The 19536-nt window shown below is 66.5% G+C and carries 18 protein-coding genes and 2 pseudogenes; 15 read left to right on the plus strand and 5 right to left on the minus strand.

Going from position 1 to position 19536, the window contains the following annotated elements; all coding sequences use genetic code 11:
* Nucleotides 1-2: 2 nt before the first annotated feature.
* The gene (locus NGM15_RS16885; RefSeq protein ID WP_253433562.1) at nt 3-1736 is read left to right on the plus strand and encodes a spermidine synthase; all 1734 of its coding nucleotides are present in this window, start codon (nt 3-5) and stop codon (nt 1734-1736) included.
* Nucleotides 1737-1856: 120 nt separating this feature from the next.
* Here the strand turns inward: NGM15_RS16885 and NGM15_RS16890 are convergent, their stop codons facing one another.
* Nucleotides 1857-3011 (minus strand): phosphotransferase family protein, encoded by a 1155-nt coding sequence (locus NGM15_RS16890; protein WP_253433565.1) that lies wholly within the window; start codon nt 3009-3011, stop codon nt 1857-1859.
* Between the two features lie 126 nt (nt 3012-3137).
* Nucleotides 3138-4979, minus strand: a complete 1842-nt coding sequence (locus NGM15_RS16895) for an ATP-binding protein (protein ID WP_253433567.1) — start codon at nt 4977-4979, stop codon at nt 3138-3140.
* A gap of 189 nt (nt 4980-5168) precedes the next feature.
* On the opposite strand from NGM15_RS16895, the gene NGM15_RS16900 reads away from it, so the two are divergent.
* Together NGM15_RS16900 and NGM15_RS16905 are read left to right on the plus strand one after the other, a co-directional pair.
* On the plus strand, nt 5169-5426 hold the full coding sequence (locus NGM15_RS16900; protein WP_253433570.1) for a hypothetical protein: 258 nt from the start codon (nt 5169-5171) through the stop codon (nt 5424-5426).
* A 211-nt stretch (nt 5427-5637) separates the two neighbouring features.
* Nucleotides 5638-6006, plus strand: coding sequence for a hypothetical protein (locus NGM15_RS16905; protein ID WP_253433573.1), 369 nt, complete (start codon nt 5638-5640; stop codon nt 6004-6006).
* A 44-nt stretch (nt 6007-6050) separates the two neighbouring features.
* Here the strand turns inward: NGM15_RS16905 and NGM15_RS16910 are convergent, their stop codons facing one another.
* Nucleotides 6051-7997, minus strand: a complete 1947-nt coding sequence (locus NGM15_RS16910) for a DEAD/DEAH box helicase (RefSeq protein WP_425494487.1) — start codon at nt 7995-7997, stop codon at nt 6051-6053.
* Nucleotides 7998-8195: 198 nt separating this feature from the next.
* On the opposite strand from NGM15_RS16910, the gene NGM15_RS16915 reads away from it, so the two are divergent.
* On the plus strand, nt 8196-8372 hold the full coding sequence (locus NGM15_RS16915; RefSeq protein ID WP_253433575.1) for a hypothetical protein: 177 nt from the start codon (nt 8196-8198) through the stop codon (nt 8370-8372).
* Between the two features lie 103 nt (nt 8373-8475).
* Here NGM15_RS16915 and NGM15_RS16920 read toward each other — a convergent pair whose 3' ends face one another.
* Complete coding sequence (locus tag NGM15_RS16920; protein WP_253433578.1) at nt 8476-9429, minus strand: transcription initiation factor IIB; 954 nt, start codon at nt 9427-9429, stop codon at nt 8476-8478.
* An 886-nt stretch (nt 9430-10315) separates the two neighbouring features.
* Between NGM15_RS16920 and NGM15_RS16925 the strand changes: the two genes are divergently transcribed.
* The gene (locus NGM15_RS16925) at nt 10316-10912 is read left to right on the plus strand and encodes a DUF7344 domain-containing protein (protein ID WP_253433580.1); all 597 of its coding nucleotides are present in this window, start codon (nt 10316-10318) and stop codon (nt 10910-10912) included.
* A 236-nt stretch (nt 10913-11148) separates the two neighbouring features.
* Here NGM15_RS16925 and NGM15_RS16930 read toward each other — a convergent pair whose 3' ends face one another.
* On the minus strand, nt 11149-11574 hold the full coding sequence (locus NGM15_RS16930) for an SHOCT domain-containing protein (RefSeq protein ID WP_253433582.1): 426 nt from the start codon (nt 11572-11574) through the stop codon (nt 11149-11151).
* 100 nt (nt 11575-11674) lie between these two features.
* Here NGM15_RS16930 and NGM15_RS16935 point away from each other — a divergent pair.
* The 10 genes and pseudogenes from NGM15_RS16935 to NGM15_RS16980 form a co-directional block, all read left to right on the plus strand.
* Nucleotides 11675-12304 (plus strand): annotated as a pseudogene (locus tag NGM15_RS16935) (HAD family hydrolase); the annotation flags it as partial.
* 134 nt (nt 12305-12438) lie between these two features.
* A complete protein-coding gene (cbiB, locus tag NGM15_RS16940) occupies nt 12439-13425 on the plus strand; it encodes an adenosylcobinamide-phosphate synthase CbiB (RefSeq protein ID WP_253433588.1) in 987 nt (328 codons plus the stop codon).
* Nucleotides 13422-14234, plus strand: coding sequence for an adenosylcobinamide-GDP ribazoletransferase (gene cobS / locus NGM15_RS16945; RefSeq protein ID WP_253433591.1), 813 nt, complete (start codon nt 13422-13424; stop codon nt 14232-14234). Before cbiB ends, cobS begins: the two co-directional genes overlap by 4 nt.
* A complete protein-coding gene (locus NGM15_RS16950) occupies nt 14234-14941 on the plus strand; it encodes an NTP transferase domain-containing protein (RefSeq protein WP_253438177.1) in 708 nt (235 codons plus the stop codon). Before cobS ends, NGM15_RS16950 begins: the two co-directional genes overlap by 1 nt.
* Nucleotides 14938-15981 (plus strand): annotated as a pseudogene (locus NGM15_RS16955) (nicotinate-nucleotide--dimethylbenzimidazole phosphoribosyltransferase). Before NGM15_RS16950 ends, NGM15_RS16955 begins: the two are co-directional and overlap by 4 nt.
* Nucleotides 15971-17086, plus strand: coding sequence for an aminotransferase class I/II-fold pyridoxal phosphate-dependent enzyme (locus NGM15_RS16960; protein WP_253438179.1), 1116 nt, complete (start codon nt 15971-15973; stop codon nt 17084-17086). Before NGM15_RS16955 ends, NGM15_RS16960 begins: the two are co-directional and overlap by 11 nt.
* Nucleotides 17079-17876, plus strand: a complete 798-nt coding sequence (locus NGM15_RS16965) for an adenosylcobinamide amidohydrolase (protein WP_253433594.1) — start codon at nt 17079-17081, stop codon at nt 17874-17876. Before NGM15_RS16960 ends, NGM15_RS16965 begins: the two co-directional genes overlap by 8 nt.
* 52 nt (nt 17877-17928) lie before the next feature.
* Nucleotides 17929-18351: a DUF8009 family protein gene (locus NGM15_RS16970; RefSeq protein WP_253433596.1), complete on the plus strand. Its 423-nt coding sequence runs from the start codon at nt 17929-17931 to the stop codon at nt 18349-18351.
* A gap of 171 nt (nt 18352-18522) precedes the next feature.
* On the plus strand, nt 18523-18693 hold the full coding sequence (locus NGM15_RS16975) for a hypothetical protein (protein ID WP_253433598.1): 171 nt from the start codon (nt 18523-18525) through the stop codon (nt 18691-18693).
* Between the two features lie 270 nt (nt 18694-18963).
* Nucleotides 18964-19470, plus strand: coding sequence for a YkgJ family cysteine cluster protein (locus tag NGM15_RS16980; protein ID WP_253438182.1), 507 nt, complete (start codon nt 18964-18966; stop codon nt 19468-19470).
* Nucleotides 19471-19536: the final 66 nt, after the last annotated feature.

The following is a 19536-nucleotide window of genomic DNA, read 5'->3' on the forward strand; positions in this document are numbered from 1 at the left end:
TAATGGACGTTTCACGGGCGCTCGAGTCGACGAAATTCTCGAAACCCGAACTCGCTGTCTTCGTCTCCGGCGTCGTCAGTATGGGTCTCGAGATCCTCGCGCTGCGCATCGTCGCACCGCAGTTTGGGAGTCATATCTACACGGTCGGCGGCCTGCTGACGGTCTTTTTGGCTGGTTTGAGCCTGGGTTACTGGCAGGGCGGGCGAGCGGCGGAACGAGCCTCGAACAGCCAGATGCAGTGGTTGCTGTTCGCCACGGCAATCTACATCGCGATCATCATCTACACGAGCGATATGTTGCTGTACTCGACGGCGGCCATTCCGCTCTCGCCCCGGTACGCCTCGCTCCCGTCGATCATCATCCTCTTCGGGCCGCCGACGTACCTCCTCGGGTTCATTAGCCCCTACGCGGCGGAGCTCTCAGCCAAGGAGGGTATCGGCGAGGCCTCTGGGCACGTCTACGCGCTCGGCACCATCGGGAGCATCATCGGGTCCGGGATGACGACGTACGTACTCATTCCGTCGCTCTCGATCACGCAGATCAGCCTCGTGTTCGGGTTCGTCCTCGTCGCCACTGCGGTCGCCGTATCGCTCCCGCGGCCGTCGAGGCGAACGCTCGCCGTCGTCGCCGTCGTCTCGCTCCTGCTGGTCGGCGCCGCGACCAGTAGCTCCATCGGCCTCGATCCCCGCGGCGACGTCGTCTACCAGACCCAGACGGCCCATCAGCAACTCGAGGTGGTCGACAATGGCGACGTCCGGACGCTGTACCTCGACGGAACGCGCCACAGCGCACGGGACCTGAACGACCCCGACCGTCACGTCTTCGAGTACACGCGATACTTCCACCTGCCGATGCTCATGGCCGACGATCCAGAGTCGGTCGACCGGGTGCTATTCATCGGGGGCGGTGGCTACACCGGACCGCAGGACTTCGAACGACAGTACGACGTCGACGTCGATGTCGTCGAAATCGACGAGGAGGTGACCGCTACTGCCGAGACCTACTTCGGCCTCGAGCAGTCAGCGGACCTCCAGGCCCACACCGTCGACGGGCGATCGTTCCTCCAGAACAGCGACGAGACCTACGACGTGATCGTCCTGGACGCGTTCAAGCGCGACCAGGTGCCCTTCGAGTTGACGACCGTCGAGTTCATGCAAGTGGTCGACGAGCATTTGAGCGAGGACGGCGTTCTCATCTCGAACGTCATCTCCGCGCCCAGCGGGCCGGCCTCGGAGTTCTACCGGGCGGAGTACGCGACCATGAACGAGGTCTTCCCGCAAGTGTACAGCTTCCGCACGTCCGATACCGGAGCGGTCCAGAACATCCAGGTGATCGCGACCAAGAACGACACGCGTTACTCGGAAGCCGACCTCCAGACGCGAAACCGGAACGCCGACCTCCCGATCGACCTCTCGAGGGAGATCGAGAACTACATGGCCGAACCGGACACCGACGACGTGCCGGTGCTCACTGACGACCGGGCGGCGGTCAACGAGTTGCTCGATCCAATGCTCGGTCAGCAGTACGTGATCGAGGAGACGTCCGACGAGGGGACGTCTGGGGCGAGTTCGGGATCGGGATCGGGATCGGGATCGGAATCGGAATCGGGTTCGAGTGCGAGTTCGGACTCGAGTGACGACACCGACGAAACGAACGACACTGGCGGCACGAACTCGAACGAAGCCGATGCTGACGGGAATTCCTCGAGTCTGGCGCCGCTCGTACGAGCGTCGTGATCGATCGTTACGGCCAAATTCGCGGTCGAGATCACCACTGTGATCACAGCCGAACCAGTAACCACAACCCGAAAGCCGGTGACACCGGCGCGTTCTCGAGTATGCGAGAGCGCCGACCCGCTACAGCGGGAACTCGCCGCCGACGATGCCGTCCGCGATCAGCGACACGTACTCGACGTATGGCTTCCAGTCGGACGGGTCCCCGGCCTCGAGTCGGTCGCGATGGAGGTCCTCCCACACGACCGCGAGCGAAAACGCCGCCAGTGCGCGGTAAAATCGCTCGTGTTCGAACGCGAACCCCGTCGCCGCCTCGTAGCGAGCGACCAGGTCCCGTCGAGTGGGGCTCCCGGGTTTCGCCGTGAACGGACTGAGGCCACGCTCGTTTTGCTCCCGCAACTGCCGGAGGGCGTCCTCGTGTTCGTCCCCGTGTCGCGTCTCGAGCGCCTCGAGCGACGGTCGCCAGTCGTTCGCATCTCGCCACCGGAGCAGCAGGTAACCGAGGTCGGTCAGCGGGTCGCCAAGCGCGGCTGTTTCCCAGTCCAGGACGCCGGTGATTTCGGCTCGATCCGTGCCGGAGAAGAGCACGTTCCCCGGTCTAAAGTCGCCGTGGACGAGCGTCGTCCTCGTCTCCGTCGGCGCGTTTTCTCGGAGCCACTCGGCGACCGACTGGAGCGCCGGAACCTCGTGCCCCGTCACCTGGGTCGTCTCCTGGAGTCGTACCGTGGCGCGGTCGACGCGGGCTCGCGGCGTCAGACGGTGGCAGCTGTCCGCGAACGGTTCTGGGTCGGCCGCGTGGATGTCAGCGAGCGCCTCGACGAGTCTCGCAGCCACCCGCTCTCGCGACCGGGGCGTCCGAAAGCGCTCGGGAAGGTTCTCACCGAGGGGTATTGGTTCGCCTTCGAGTGCGGTCATCAGGTAGTACGGGTCGCCGAAGATCGATTCGTCGTCGCCGTACAGAACGGGGGTCGGCGCCGGTACCGCGGTTTCGTGAAGGCGCTCCATGATCGCGTACTCCCGCCGAAGGTCGTTCATGTAGCTCGCGTCTCGCAACTTGTTCGGCTTACGCAGCATGTACGGGCCGCTGGCGTCGTCGGTCGAAACCTCGAGAATCAGATTGAGTCCGTCGTCGACGACCTCGAGTTCGATCACCCTCGTCCCCAGTTCGGCGGCGAGCGAGGACTCGAGACGGTCGGGGTCCACGTGCCCGTCGAGATCCACGTTGACACCGAAGTCCCCGTCGCCGTCGCCGCTAACGTCCCCGTCGCTGTCGTTCATACGAGGATCACACTTCGTGTTTTAAAAATACGCCCGGTTGTATGATTGTGATTCTCAAGCACCTCAAAACTATACTTTCTATAGCTCTATGGGCTCCGCAACCGCTGGACCTGTAGACGGCGCTGCTCACTCGGTGTCCGCTTCGAGCTTGGCCTCTCTATCGAGCGCATCGAGCAATCCCGGCTCCAGGACGTAGGTGCCGTCCGCCCGGCGGTCGACGACGTCGCGGGTTCGGAGCTCCGAGAGGAGGCTCTGGACGGCGACGGGCGAGCGGCCGACCGACTCCGCCGTCGCGGTCGTCGAGAGCGGCCCGTCGATGGCGACCGTCTCGATAACGCGTCGGGCGGTCGGCTCGTCACACCGGGAGTCGTCGCAGGCCGCCGTGACGCGGGTCGAAATCTCCTCGAGGTCCAGCAGGTCCTCGATGGTGTCGCGCTCGTCGGGGATCATCATGTCGAGGTCGATCGGTCCCGTCGCGGGGTCGTCCGCCGCGCCGGTCTCCAGGATGTCGTCCTCGCTCGCGTCGTCGACGGGCGTGTAGCCGAACGTGAGGTCGTCGCCGTCGGCGTGGAGAATTGGCGTCTCTTCGCTCTCCTCCGCCTTCGCCTGCCCCTTCTCGTCTGCGTTCCCATCGACGTCGACCGCCGTTCCGTCGTCGCCGTTCGCCACTTGCTCGTCACCCGAATCCGTGGGCTCGAGCCACAACTCGAGTTCGCGACAGCGTTCGCGAAGTTCCTCGTTCTCGGCCTCGAGGCCCTCGAGGTCGCCGGCTCTGTTCTCGAGTTCCCGCTCGCGTGCCGCGAGTCGCTCGCGGAGGTCGTCGTTCTCCTCCTCGAGTTCGTTCCGCTCGGTCTCGAGTTCCTCGATGCGATCCTCCAGGTCGACCAGTTCGTCGTGCAGTCGGCGCATGTCGCCGCCCGTCTCCGGAAACGTCGTCTGGACGGGTTCGGCCTGGGAGAGCGCGTCGGCCATCTGTCGAGCGGCTTCGGAGACGTCCCGCGCCGAGGAGAGTTCGTCCTCGAGGGTCTCGATCCTGGTCTCCTTCCTGTCGAGGCGCTTCTCGAGTTCGTCGATGCGGTCTTCCTCGCGATCCTTGCGCTCGGAGATGGTCTGGAGGTCGTCGACGAGCGCGTCGGAGACGGACTTGAGTTCGGGACGCTCGAAGTCGTCCAGGCCGGGGGTCGCCCCAGCGTCGAAGGTTCGCTTGCGCCGGAACTGGATCTTGCGGACGCCCGCATCCATCCAGTCGGTCTGGACGAACGCCTGGCCGTCCTCGAGTTCCGAGACCAGTTCGGCGTACTTCGAGTCGATGATCCTCCCGACGACGTTGGTGTCGTTCTCCCAGGTGAGTCGGTGCCAGACGAGCCAGTTCGCCTGCGTGATGAAGTCCTTCTTGACGTCGGCGGGGCGCTGGCTGATCCCCAGAATGCCGAGGCCGTGTTTGCGTCCGCGTTTGCCGATCTTGATGAGCAACCGACCGGTTTCGCCCATGCCACCGCCCTCGGGGATGTACTCGTGGACCTCCTCGACTACCAGCAGGAACGGCTTTTTCAGTTTCTTCTCCTTGACGAACAGCTGTCGGGCGGTCTCTCGCAGGAGTTCGTCGGCCTCCTCCTCGTCCAGGTAGCCAGAGACGTCCAGGATGACGGGGACGTTCTCCTCGAGCGCCAGCGAGGCCATCTGCTCGGCGTGTTCGGGGCCGATCTGGATGTCGCACTCCTCGTCGGCGCCCGCGTGGAGCATCTCGTACTCCTCTTTCAGGCCGTAGTACTCGCCGTCGGTGTCGACGATCAGGAGCGGGAAGCCGGCCTCGAGGAGTTCCTCGGCGATCACCGACGCCGTGTTCGACTTCCCCGATCCGGACTTTCCGGTGACGAACCCGCGACCGGTCAGCAACTCGACGACGGGGAGCGTCACGTTGGTACCGTCGGCCGCCTCGCCGACCGTCACCTCCCGCGTCTCGCTCACCGTCTACTCACCCCGTCTCGCCTGCGCGAACGCTGCATAGTTCACACTGCCCTCGGGTTCCCTTGAAGGTTCGCCTCGGGTGACACTCACCGTGCTCGATGGGTGTGAACGATTCACAACCCTGGGAAACGATTATGTCACTCCCCCCGGATGTGTCGGATAGCCGATCGACACAGATCGCGACCGACTATGACCACCACGACCCACCCGATTCCCGCGTTCGCCCCAACGAGTGGCAACGCGGGGATCGCCACCGACGTCGACGACATCGCCGGCACTGCCGGTCGGTGTGTCGACGTCGCTGGCTGGGGCGTCACCGGCGTCTCCGGACGCTATGGCGTCTCCATGGATTCCGGCGTTGCCGGACTGAAGGGTCGTGGACGGGCACTCGGTCACCCGACCCCGATTTCGTCGAATCTCGACGGAATCTCCGTCCGCGCCGCGTAGGTCCATTCTCCCGGCCGGACGGTTTGTACGCGTTACCGACTCTCTCGTTCCCTCTCGCTCGAGGTCGGGGGTCGGTCCGTCGATCCCATCCGTTCTGCCGGCGAGCCTGGACCGCGTGGTTTCCCCCGGTTGTGGACACCGCGCGGTCGTCAGCGTTCCCGATTCCCGGGCACGTGCGACCGCCCCCGAGTTCGACTCTCGGCGGGGGACTATGGCACGATACCAGACCATCGTGGCGACACTCGCCGTGCGCGTTCCCGTGAACGCGACCGGCGACCTCGTCACCGCAGGCGCACGAATCGTCGAACGAGTCGCGACCGTCGAGCGCGTCGACGACGCGACCGTCCGCGGTCTCGAGCCCGGCCTGAACGACACGACCGTCACCCTCGAAACCCGACTCGTCCTCGTGGGCGACCGCGGCGAGGACCTGGCCGTCGTGAGACGCGAGTTGAACGAGGGCGTCGGCGTGACCGTCCAGGAGGTGGCGACCGTCGAGGTCGACGTCGAACTCGAGGCGGAAGCCGACCTCGAGGCGGACGCTGAGGAAGAGGTCGACATGCAGGTGGTACCTCGAGCCTAGTTCGAACTCGGGTTCGGCGGTTACGGTTCTACGGTTCTACGATTTTACGAATCCTCATCGGGGTCGCTCGAGGGTCTCTCGTGAGTCTCGAGGTCCCGCTCGACCGTCTCCTCGCGAACCGTCAGCCCCTGCCGGCCGAGGTGCTGTAGCTGGCGACGGGCGAACTCCTCCTCTCGCGTTCCGCGGGTCGCCAGAACGTACATCAGCGCACCCCCAGCGGGACGCATCGTTCGCCCCGCCCGCTGGGTCCCCTGTCGCCGCGAGCCACCGAGTCCCGACGCGACGATGGCCAGATCCGCGCTCGGCAGGTCGATCCCCTCGTCGCCGACCCGCGAGAGCACGAGCGTGTCGATCTCGTCGTGACGGAACGAGTCCAGGAGTCGCTGGCGCTCGATGTGGGCCGTCTCGCCGCTGAGGAAGGGCGCGTCGAGCGCCGCCGCGAGGTCTCGGCCCTGATCGAGGTAATCGACGAAGACGAGCGCACGGGCGTCGGGGTGTGATGCTAAAAGGTAGCGAACCTCCGCAACCTTGCCGGGATTCGTCGCCGCCAGCTGGTAGCGCTCTCGCCCCTCCGCCGACCCGTACGCATTTCGATGCTCGTCGTCGCCCCAGGGCACGTACCGGATCTCGAGTTCGGGCTCGGCGACGAAGCCTGCCTCGAACAGCGCCTCCCAGTCGGTACCGATCGGCGGCCCGATCAGGGTAAAGATGTCCGCGGCGCGGTCGTCCTCCCGGAGCGGCGAGGCCGAGAGGCCAAGACGGTGGCGCGACTGGAGATGCGTGCTCCGGCGGTAGACGTCCGAGGGGACGTGCTGGCACTCGTCGAACACCACCAGCCCCCACTCGCGGTCGTCGAAGAGCGATCGGTGGCGGTCCATGCCGGCGATCTGGTAGGTCGCGATCGTAATGGGACGAATCTCTTTGCGGCCGCCGTGGTACTGGCCAACTTGCTCGGGTTCCAGACTCGTGACGTCGAGCACCGTTTCGGCCCACTGACGAGCGAGGTCGCGACTCGGGACCAGCACGAGGGTCTCGCCGCCGACTTCCTCCATCGTGGCGATCGCGGCGATCGTCTTGCCGCTGCCCGGCGGGCCGACGTAGACCCCCGATCCGGCCTCGAGAAAACGGTCCACCCAGGTTCGCTGGTACTCCCGCAAGGAGACCTCGAGGCCGACATCGAGGGCGTCCCCTGACTCGAGGTCACGGTCGTCCTGGACGGGGTAGCCCGCCTCGTAGAGGATCCGTTTGATGGCCGCCTCCGAACCCTCGCGGACCCAGTCCTCGGTGTCCGAAATCGGTGCGTGGACGTGTTCCTCGTCGAGTTTCTGACGAGCGACGTTGCCCATGATCTCCGCACTCTGGGCCTCGAGCACGGTGTAGCCATCGGGGTGGGTAACGAGCCGAAACTGGCGAGCGCGATCCCACTGGCTCTCGACCCAGGACTCGAGCGCGTCTGACCGTTGGCCGAGAGCCTGGCGCATCGTTCGCTGTAGGCCGGAAAACGAGTCGTGCGGGGCCTGCCAGACGTCCTCCGAGCGGACGACGTACCGGTAGCCACTTTCTCCATTGGCGTCCGCGAGGTGAGCGAACTGGGAGAGCTGTGCGCGGGTGAACTGATCGGGGCGGTCGACGATAATCTCACGGCGCTTCGGGAAGACGACCACCCGCTCGCGTTCGGTCAGGTCCTCGAGTTCGGCCGGGAACCAGACCACGGGGTCGCGCGATACTGCGAGGCGCTCCAGGTTGCCCCGCTCAGCGAGGGCCTCGAGGTCGTCGGTCACCTCGCTGTGGGGTCGCTCGAGGTATCTGGCGAGTTCGGACGCGGTGAGCAGCGGGCGGCCGGCCCGCTGGCAGGCGTCGTGGAACGCCGAGAGCGAGAGAGGTGGGCGGGAGTCGTCGGATTCCGTCACTCCATCCCCGCTGGCGGAGTCGTCGGCGTCGTCGGCGTCGTCGGTCACTGGGTAGGCTACCGGACTCGGCGATAAACCGATTTCGCTCGAGCGCCGTCGCTCGAGGCCAGGGTGGTCCGTATCCGCACAAAACGGCTGCAGTGGCAGCCGGGCGCACAGCGGTAGGTGGTGGTGTTGGTGGTATGCGCCAGCGCAAATTTTGGCACATGGCGACATAATGATTGTGGTGTTTCAGCGCTCGAGCCAAACGGCTTTACCGCATGCTGGCGTATTCAAATCATGTATCGCGCTATCCTGCCCGAAGGCCAGATCATCTGTGCGCGCTACGAACACACAGACACGGGCCTCGAGTTGTTCGACGAGGACGACGCGTTCGTCGCGTTCGTCCCGTACGAGTCCCTCCACGCGCTGCTCGACGAGGATGTCTACAGCGGGGAGGAACGCTCGATCATGTGAAATGGAACGTGGTCGCGCCGACGAAAACTCGTGATCGTTCTGTCTCGCAGTTAATTCAGAACTGGAACAATGCAGGTTCGATGTACCGTCGCGGCCGCGACGACTACGCTTCGACGCTCTGATCGATCGCGTCGAGTTGCTCCCGGTAGCGGTTCCTGACGGTGACGACGGTCGTCTGGGCCGTCTCCGCGACCGCTCGCTGGGGGATCGTTTCGTTACACAGGAGTCCGGCAGCGTAGATGGCGGCGGCAGCGAACCCGGTCGGTGACTTCCCCGAGTGCAGCCCCTGCTCGGTTGTCGCGTCGATGATCTCGACCGCCTTCGACTCGACGTCCTTGCCAACGCCGAGTTCCGAGCAGAACCTGGGGACGAACTGGCGCGGATTCGTCGGCTCGAGGTTGATGTTCAGTTCGTCGGCGATGTAGCGATAGGTCCGTCCGATCTCGCGCTGATCGACCCGCGAGACGGCCGTTACCTCCTCGAGACTCCGTGGAATTCCCTCCTCTCGGCAGGCGGTGTACAGCGCCGAGGTGGCGACCCCCTCGATGGATCGTCCGCGGATGAGGTCCCGGTCGAGTGCCCGCCGGTAGATGACGCTCGCGGTCTCTTTGACCGAGTTGGGGAGGCCGAGGGCGCTCACCATGCGGTCGATCTCCGAGAGGGCGTACTTGAGGTTGCGCTCGCCGGCGTTCTTCGTGCGGATGCGTTCTTGCCAGACGCGAAGCCGGTGGAGCTGTCCGTGCTTGTCGGCCGACATCGTGTGGCCGTTCGCGTCCCGATTGCGCCAGTCGATGGTGGTCGTGAGTCCCCGGTCGTGCATCGACTGGGTGAGCGGCGCGCCCACTCGAGAGAGCTGATCGTGTTCTTTGGCGTTGAACGCTCGCCACTCGGGGCCGTAATCGATGGGTTCGTCGCCCAGGACGAGGCCGCACTCCCGGCAGATCAGTTCGCCGCGGTCGGGATCGCTCACGACCGTGTTCGTCTCACAATCCGGACACTGGCCGCTGTTCGTCCGCTGTGACTCCTGTCGTGTGCGTTCGGTGACGGACCGCGTCATTAGTAGGCGGTGAGAACCCAGCCGTCTTTGTAAGGGGGTCACATGGTTTCGAGAGTAACAGGGACTTTCCGCCGGCTACGGCGCCACCAACGGCGAGATTGCCCGCTTGGCAGACTCCGATGACGTGGTCGATGGGTGGCCCCGTGTCGCCGGATCGAACGCCGAATCGACCCTGGCCAGATACCGGTTCAACCTGGCCACAAGCCGGTACGATTCGGGCCGCGTACGAGCACGCTGACTGTGGCTACGGCTCGGTAAGTGACGACTGAGGAGAGTAACGGTCGGCTTCGATGACGAACCGACCACGACCGTTAAGCGGTCGGTTCTCGAGCAAGACGCGCGTGTCGCTGGATAGAGTCCACCCGCCAGTCGAGGACGGACGTAACGGCCAACGTGGTCCCGAGGAGCCCTCGCTCGCCCGTTTTCGATTGCCCTGCAGGACGCGCCTCGAGCGAGTCCCGTCTCCACGGAACGACGGTCAGCTTGGCCAGTATGCGCTCGATACAGCCCCCATCGGCGATGCAAACGACGCGTCGGGCGAGTGGCGATCCGTCCGACTCGATCGGGGGCCGTGGCGTCCATCGCTCGCGGCGAGAAGCGGTAACGTACCGGCTTCGCAAGCGATGCAAAACGTGACCGCGTTTAAGACCGATACCGTTGGCGTAGAAACTGGTGTGTCAAACGTGATTGCGAGTATCCCTTCGCCGGGACAGCGGTCGCCTTCGGCGAAGTCGAGCGGCCCTGTGGTGGCAGTAAACGATCAACTACGGTGGACGGAACCGACTCGTGCCCGACTTCGATGTCGACCGAACCGGGTACGACTGGGCGCCACCCGAGCGCGGCCGGCTGCGTTCGGGCGTCAATCTCCCGGCGGGAGGTGCCAGTAATGTCCTCCATCGATACGTCCCTCCCCGAGGAAATAACCGCCGTTACGGCGAACGATACTGACGAAACGCTCTCGAAAGACGTCATCTTCGAGTTGCTGAAAAACCGGCGACGGCGAGAGGTACTCGCGTACTTACTCGACGCCGAGGAGACGGTAACGCTGGGTGAACTCGCCGAACAGATCGCGGCCTGGGAGAACGACACCGACGTCAACGCGCTGAGCTCCGATCAGCGAAAACGAGTCTACGTCGCCCTCTACCAGACGCATCTGCCGAAGATGGACGACGCGGGTATCGTCGATTACGACCAGGACCGAGGTCTCATCACCCTGGCCGATAACGCGGATTTACTCGTCATGTACCTCGACACGGACACCCACCGCCGCGAGCGGTGGGATCGATGGTACGCGGCCATGAGCGTCGTGGGCGCGGTGGTCCTCTCCGCCGGCCTCCTCGGCGTCCCCGGAATCTCGGCCATCCCGCTCTCGGCCCTCGCTGGCGTAATCGTCGCGGCCTTCCTCACGGTCTCGTTCGTCCACGTCTTCGTGAACCACCGGTTCCAGCAGGTCGTCGAGGAAAAGCTGTCCAGGATCCAGTAATCTCGACGGCCGCGCTTCGGTCGCGCGGGTTGCGACGCGGCGATTGTTTCGACCCGACCAGCGATGCAAACCTCAAGTACTGACCCGTTCGTGGCCGAATTATCGAGAAGCACTTTTAGTTCTCGAGCACGTACACGAAACTGGCTCCCGAGGTCATCCAGTACCGGAGCAGTTCGCGTGCCAGCAACCTGTTCCCTCGCGGGAGCCCCTCTACGCGCTGAGCGACGGCGTTAGCGCTAGCTCGTTTCGCGCTCGATTTCTCGGTCGCCAGGTTCCGAACGATTCCGCCGGCGCTCGAGGATCGTTTCGGGGTCGCTCCCCTCGCTCTCGAGCAGCGTCTCGAGGCTGCGTTCGAACGCCTCGTCGTCGATTTCGCCGCGGGCGTAGCGTTCCCGGAGGACCTCGACGGGGTCTGTCGCTGATTCCTCGGGGCTCGTAGGCCGGCGTTCGTCAACCACCGGGTCGTGCTGGTCGCCGTCGATTCCGATGACCTCCTCGATGAGCACCGCCGACAGCGGCAGCAGACCAATCCAGCAGAAGAGTGCGACGAAGGCAGCCGCCGACGCGCCGATCACGAACCACGCGAGAATCGCCACTGGAAGCGTTCCCACGGCGATCAGTGCCGGAATCGAGCCGAGCAACCGACGCGTCTTCGCTCGCATAGGATTCGATCTGCAGGGGGCGGAAAAAGTCTTCCGAGTGACGAATCTGTGGCCGACGCGGACCGCGAAACTAAAGTTGACTTGCACCAGTCACACGCACGTGGCAGTTTCGTTCGACCTGTTCGGCACGCTCGTCGCCGTCGATCGACCTGCGGACCCGGCGACGGCGGTCGCGTCCGAACTCGAGAAACGCGGCGTGGCGGTCCCCGGCGACTGGGCCGAGCGCTACGTTCGCCCGACCATCGACGCCCCCGAGGGCGCGGAGGTGCCGTTGCCGGCCCACGTCGGCCGGGCACTCTCGAGCGCCGGCGTCGAGTGGCGAGAGACCGGGGCGGGGAACGTCGTTCGTCGGGCAGTCGTCGCCGCGTTCGACCCCGACGTCGAGACCCGGGTCGGCGCCCGTCGGGCGGTCGAGGCCGCTCACGAACGCGGACCCGTCGCCGTCTGTTCGAACTGCGCCGTTCCTGAACTGGTCGGGCGAACACTCGCTCGCTCGACGCTCGAGCGCGACGACTTCGACGCCGTCGTGACGAGCGTCGGCTGTGGGTGGCGCAAACCCTCCTCGCACATCTTCGAGACGACGGTGCGACGGCTCGGGGTCGATATCACCGACCTGGTCCACGTGGGCGACGACCCGCAAGCCGACGGTGGCGTCGTCGAAGCGGGCGGAACGCTCGTCTCGCTCGAGGAAACGCCCCTCGAGTCGGTACCCGATCGGCTCGAATCCCTGCTGGAAAACGGCTCGTCGACGGCGCAGACCGGCGGAGGGACGACCTGTGTCGACGATTCGAGTGTCGTCAATTCAAGCGACATCGATTCGAGTGACGGTAATCAGAGTGACGATAATTCGAGTGACAACGTGAAATGACGGTTCAAACGCTCGCCGCCATCGGCCTGGCGCTCAGCCTCGACCTGCTGATCGGGGAGCCGCCGACGCGTCTTCATCCCGTGGCGTGGCTGGGTCGGTTGATCGATCGACTCGATCGTCCCTGGTCCGCGAACGACCGAACGCAGCGTCGAATCGGATTCCTCATCGCTCTGTTCGTCCCCCTCTTCCCGGCGGTGCTGGCGGGCGCGTTCGTCGTCGGAACGGGCCGGATTCAGCCCTTCTACGGCGCGGTCGCCGCCGCGCTCGTCCTCTTTCTGACCGCGAGCCTCCGCGCGCTCCTCGACCTGACGCGAGCGGTCCTCGCGGCGACCGAGAGCGACCTCGAGACCGCGCGCGAGCGCGTTCGCGGCCTCGTCGGCCGTGACACGGATTCGCTGACGGACGCGGAGATCCGTTCGGCAGCCATCGAGAGCGCAGCCGAAAACCTCGCTGACGGATTCGCCGCGACGCTCCTCCCGTTCGCCCTCCTGGGCCCAGTCTCGCTCCCCGCCGCCGCGGCCGCCGTCGCCTGGATCAAGGGCGTCAATACCCTGGACTCGATGCTCGGCTACCCGTCGAAACCGATCGGCACCGCCAGCGCCCGCCTGGACGACCTCGTGATGGCCGTCCCCGCTCGAGTCACCGCGTGCTGTCTCGCGCTGGCGACGTGGCGACCGCGAGCGCTGCTCTGCGCCCATCGCTGGGCGAGGGTCCCCGACTCACCGAATTCGGGGTGGCCGATGGCGACGCTGGCGTGTGCGCTCGACGTCCGTCTCGAGAAGCGGGAAGCGTACGTTTTGAACCCCGAGGGATCGCTCCCGCGCCTGGAGGACGGCCGGCGTGCGGTGTCGGTCGTCGGCCTGGCCGCCGCCGCGCTCGTGGCGGTGGCGGCAGTCTGTGCGGCGTCCGCACCGACGCTCGAGGCCCTGGTCGCACCACCCATCGACTTCGTCGCGACCCGCGTTCGGGGGGTGGTATCGTGATCGGCGGCCAAGTACGCGTCACCGTTCGTGCCCTCCGTGGGGCGATTGCCTTCCTGACGCGGCTCCCCGTCGGTTCGAGGTCGCGAAACACGGGCGGGGCGACTGCCGACGCGAGCACCGACCGGGACTGGAAGGCGTTTCGCTCGAGTCCGTGGACCTTCACGATAGTAGGATGGATCGTCGGAGCACTCGCGGCCCTCCTCTTCCTCGCTTCGAACCGGCTTCCGGCCGCGTCGATTGCCTTCGGATACCTGCTCGCCGTTTTCGCGCTGACCGGGATCCACCACCTGGACGGCGTCGCCGACCTTGGGGACGCGCTCGTCGTCCACGGCGACGCCGATCGCCGGCGGGCCGTCATGACGGACACGACGACCGGCGTCGGCGCGCTGCTCTCCGTCTCGCTGGTCGTGGCGGGACTCGCGCTCGGCGCGCTTGCGCTCGCCCGCGCGCCCATCGCGGTCGCCGTGGGCGTCGCCGTCGCTGCTGAGGTCGGCGCCAAGACGGGGATGGCCGCGATGGCCTGCTTCGGCGCGGCCGCTCACGAGGGATTCGGCTCGCAGTTGACGGACGCCGCAGGTCCATCTTCGTTCCTCGTCCCCGCAGCGCTGGCTATTCCGGCGGTCGCGCTGACCTGGTCCCACCCGGCCGCTGCCGCGGCTCTCGTCGGCGCGATTGGGGGAACCGCCCTTCCGTGGCGATGGGCCCGACGACGGCTCGGCGGCGTCTCCGGCGACGTTTTCGGAGCGGCCAACGAAGTCGGACGACTGCTCGGCGTCCACCTGGGGGTGATCGCGTGGACGCTGTGGTGATGGCCGGCGGACGGGGTACCAGGCTCGAGAGTCGAGTCGAAAAGCCGCTGTACGAGATCGGTGGCGTTACGATGATCGATCGGATTTTCGCGGCGCTCGAGGCGAGCGTAGTCGGCCGGATTACCGTCGCGGTTTCGCCGAACGCGCCGAATACCCGCGAGCACCTGGCGGAACGCGATTGCACGCGTTCGTTCGAGGTCGACGGGACCGCCGAACCCGTTGATCTCGTCACGCCCGTACGGGTCCTCGAGACCGCCGGCGACGGGTACGTCGCCGACCTCGGGTCGATCCTCGAGTCGGACTCGATTCCGATTTCGACGCCAGTGCTGACCGCGGCCGCGGATCTCCCGTTGCTCGAGGGAGCGACGGTGGACGGGATTCTCGAGCGGTACCGACGCCGCGTTCGAGCGAGGGGACGAGAAGGCGGTACCGGAAAGGATGCGCCGGCGCCGTCGATGACCGTCTGCGTCCCGACCGCGCTGAAACGACGGCTGGGGCTCAGCGTCGACTCGACGCTCGAGTCCGACCGCCACCTCGCGCCGACCGGGGTCAACGTCGTCGGCACCTCCAGTGAAACGATGATCACACGCAGCTACGACTACAGACTGGCCTGTAACGTGAACAGACGAACTGACGCCCGCGCGGCGAAGACGTACTGCCGCGATGGGAACGGCGACGGGGAGGAGGAAGAGGAGGCGTTCCGATGAGGCTCCTCCTCGCCGCCGGGTCGACCGAAACGGGACTCATCGATGGGCTCAGCGCTGCCGGGGCGTCGGCTGCGGTGATGGGCTACACGCCGTCGGCCGACGCCGAAATTCTCGTCTATGGTCGGCCGACGGCCGCGCCCGTCACTCCGGTAAGCCCGACCGGGTGCCCGACCCCGGCGGCGATCACCCGCGCCGTTCGGGAGGTCGTTGACTTCGACGCGGCGGTGCTCGATGCTGGCCTGTCCGAACCGACGGCCGCCCCGACGGTCGACCTCGTGGCCGATCCAGGCGCCGACGTTCGCGAGACCGTGGCAGTCCCGGACGCCGCGGGGGTCTACGACCGGGCCCGCCAGTTCGGCTCGACGCTCCCCGACGACCGCGTACTGATCGGCGAGACGATTCCGGGCGGGACGACGACCGCCCTGGGGGTCGCGACCGCCCTCGGAGCGCCTATCGGCGTCTCGTCGTCGCTCCCTCAGAATCCGCTCGAGCGCAAGCGAGCGGTCGTCGAGACGGGGCTAGCGGCGAGCGACCTCGCGCCCGGCGACTGCGTGGGCGATCCGCTGGCGGCGATCCGGGCGATGGGCGACCCCGTCTAGGCCGCCGTCTCCGGCGTTGTGGCCGGGGCGCTCGAGGCCGGCGTCGACGTGACCCTCGCCGGGGGGACGCAACTGGTCGCCGTCGCGGCCGTCCTCCGCCACGTCGGCGTCGACGGGCCGCTCCGACTCGCGACCACCTCGTTCGTAGCGGACGATCCGAGCGTCGACCTCGAGGCGGCCGGCGATCGATTCGACCTCGAGGTGGTCGTCACTGACCCCGCGTTCGAGCGAAGCGAGCACGTCTCGATGGCCCGTTACTGCGCCGGGGAGGCGAAAGAGGGCGTCGCCATGGGCGGGGCACTCTCGCTCGTGGCACCCGACGAGATGGCGGCCGTTCGCCGGCGGATCGAGGCCGTCTGCGAGCGACTGGGTGTCGACGGTGAGACGACGGCGGAGGAGCCGCAGTTGCCGGACTCGAGAGGTGATGGCAATGCACCCTGACGCCATCGACGCCGAAGGGCGCGTTCCACACGGCGGGGAACCCGATCACTCGCTGCTCGACTTCTCGGCGAACACGAATCCGCGGACACCGGAGGGCGTCGAATCGGTCTACGCCGACGCGCTCGAGTCGGCCCGACGATATCCGGACGACGGGTATCCGACCTTCCTGGACGCGGCCGGGACCTACGTCGGCTGTGACCCGTCCGCCGTCGTACCGACGCCGGGCGGCCTCGCCGCGATTCGTCTCGCCTTCGAGGCAACTCTCGATCCCGGCGGTCTGGCCGTCGTTCCGCATCCGAGTTTCGGCGAGTACGCTCGGGAGGTTCGCCTCCAGGGGGCGAGGCCGCGGTTCGTGCCCCACGAGGCGGTGTGCGACCTCGCGGTCGAGTCGCTGCGAGACGTCGATCTGGTCGTCGTCTGCACGCCGAACAATCCCACGGGCGACCTCCCCGATCGCTCGCGACTCGAGGGGCTAGCCGATCGGTGCCGAACGGCCGGGACGACGCTGCTCGTCGACGAGGCGTTTCTGGGGTTCACTGAGCAGGAATCGATGGCTCGACGGGAAGACGACTGTGTCGTCGTCGCCCGCTCGCTCACCAAACTCTTCGGGCTGCCGGGGCTCCGAGCGGGATTCGCCGTCGCGTTCGGCTCGCTCGGCGAGTGCCTCGAGATGGCCCGTCGCACGTGGAACCTCGGCTCGCCCGCGGCCGCCGTCGGCGCGTACTGCATGGGGCAGACGGCGTTCGTCAGCGACACGCGAGAGCGAGTCACCGAAGAGCGAGAGCGGATGCGGGAGGCGCTGCTGGCGGACGGCCGCTACGCGGTGGCCCCCTCGAATGCGCCGTTCCTGTTGCTCGAGGTTGGCGGCGACGGCGGTGGCGGCGGGGCAGTCAGTTCCGTCGATGGCGACGGTGAGGCGGCCAGTTCTGTCGACCGCGACGGCGGGGCAACCGATCCTGTCGACGACCTCCTGGAGCGAACCCGCGAAGCCGGAGTCGTCATACGGGACGCCCGATCCTTCCGCGGCCTCGACTCCCACGTCCGCGTGGCGGTCAGGGACCGCAGAGCGAACGATCGACTTCTCGAGGTGCTGGTGGATGGCTGATACCGACGCCGAGTACCGAGCCGAGCGAACCGACGGCATCCTCTGTGTCCACCGCCCCGGAGTCGAGTGGCTCTCCTCGGGCTGGAACGGCGGCCGATCGCGAACCGACCGGGCGTTCAACGTTTCGGTTCCCGAGGGGTGGCGCTGTGACGACCTCGACCGCTACGTCCAGGAGCGCCTCGAGCGGGCGGGCTTTGTGGACGGCCGGGGCGATCGCCCCGTCCTGCTTACCGGCGTCGACCTGGAACACGCGCGCGGCGCCCGCTGCGGGTCGGTTACGGTCTACGCCACGGCTGGGATCTCGAACCCGGCCGCATTGCCGATTGATCCGGCCGGGGGATCGTTGCCCGACGGACGCCTCGAGTCCGATTCCCTCGAACGGAGTGAGGGGTCGACCCCGGAGGACGACGGGGACGAGCGAGGGAGTGAGCGCCACGCCGGCACGGTCAATCTGATCATCGGGACGACCCGCACGCTCGAGGCGGGGGCCCTCGAAAACATCCTCGCGGTTGCGGCAGAGGCGAAGGCGACGACGCTCCTCGCGCGAACGGGCTTTCCCGGAACGACGACGGACGCGGTCGTCGTCGCGCACGACCCGTCGGGACCCAGTCGGCCGTTCTCAGGTAGCGCGACGGCCGTCGGAGCGGCCGCACGGGCGTGCGTTCGGGAGGCGATCACGGCGTCACTGGCGTCCAGGTACGAGGGAACCGATGCGACGATTCCGGCGAGCGTCCAGGCGGCCGAACACGGCGTTTCGACGGACGTGCGGGCGACGGTCTTTCGCCCGTAATCCGACGCGTTTCGAGCCAGCATATTTGCCCGTCCACATCCTGGTGTCCACCATGCCAGGGGATGCCCGCGATCCCACGACGATCCGCTCGCTGGCCGTCGCTGCCGAGGACGTAGTGAACGCGTTCGTCTACACTCGCGAGAACCCCGGACGAGCTGTCCTCCGGGCGACGCCGCCGTTCCACGGGCGAATGCGCGCCCGACTGCACGTCTACCGAGTCGACGATTCGCCGGAAACCGGGGCCGTTCACGTCGAGGCTGCGTCCCTGCTCGACGCCGAAACCGTCGCGGGGTATCCGACGCTCGAGGACATCGAACAGCGTGTCGACGGCGAGGCGAGTGCCGAAACAGTCCGAGAGCAACGCGCCGACGCGCTCGAGGTGTGGGCCGACCGAGCGCGGGAGTCGATCGTCGAGTCGGCGGCCTTCGAGACGACCGACGGCTCACACCGGGCGTCGGTGAGTACGCTCGGTTGAATTGGCCGTTGGTGAGCACGCTCGGCTGAGAAGGGCGTCGGTGAGTACGCTCGGGTGAGCAGGAGCGTCGTTTTCGGGCTACTTGGACGCTCTCGAGTCCGTATCCGTCAACCAGTTTCACTTTCACTGCGGACGGATCGACTTCACGTGGGTCCGGTCGAATGCCGGAGTATGCACACCGCTTCGACCCACGACGACTCGAGACAGCAACGCACGCGGCGAATCGACGTCACCGACCTCGACGCCGCCGGTGTCGAGGAGTTCGTTCGCACGAGCGTCGACACCGACGCCGTCTCGCTCGAACACCGCGGCGCGCGGACGTACCTCGTCGTCGGGCAGTGAGTCGAGAACCGTTCACGGGAGCGTACTCGGACGGATTTTCGAGTGGGAAGGCACTTCCGTCAGCGCCCCCTCGAGTCGAGCGTGACCAGCGACGCCGGGAGCGAGCGCGAGACGCGGGACGACGGTGATGCCAGCCCTAGTGCCGGCACCGACGCCGACGCCGACGACAGCGATCCCAAGAGTTCCGAGACTGAACCCCACCTCGGCCTGGAGCGGCCGTCCGCACCCGAAACACACACCGAACTCGACTCGAGCGAAATCGCACCCGACGTGGAACCGCCGTATCCCGTCGAGGTGTACCCCGATCGGGAGGTTATCGTCGAGTTCGACCCCGACCTCACGTTCGAGTGCGTCGAGGACTGCACCTGGTGTTGTCACCACGGCGTCTTACTCTACGACCGCGACCTCCTCGAGCTAGCCCAGCGGGCGAACCTCTCGGAGACGACGACCCAGTTTCGCGGCGAACCGTTCGTCACCCGGGAGGCCAAAGACCGCGAGGAACACGTCGCCGAGGACGGCCAGGCCTGTGCCTTCCTCCGGGAGGACGGGCTGTGTTCGCTCCACATCGACCAGGACTGGAAACCGACGCGGTGCTCAGTCTTCCCGCTGGGCGTCTGGCTCGAGGATGACGGGCTCCACGTCGATATTCGGGACTCGGCGCACGACCACTGCGAAGGGCTCGGTGTGAGCGAGCGCCGTGTCGTCGACAACCTCGAGGCGTTTCTCCCCGAACTCCTCTGGGATCTCGAGAATCCGGACAGCGATCGGGTGCTCTGAGGCGGTCTCGGAGTGGTAGCAGCCGATATTGGGGTGCCCGTATAATACTATAGATTGTATAGTCAA

Origin of the sequence: Natronosalvus halobius, assembly GCF_024138145.1 — an archaeon.
Taxonomy (GTDB): domain Archaea; phylum Halobacteriota; class Halobacteria; order Halobacteriales; family Natrialbaceae; genus Natronosalvus; species Natronosalvus halobius.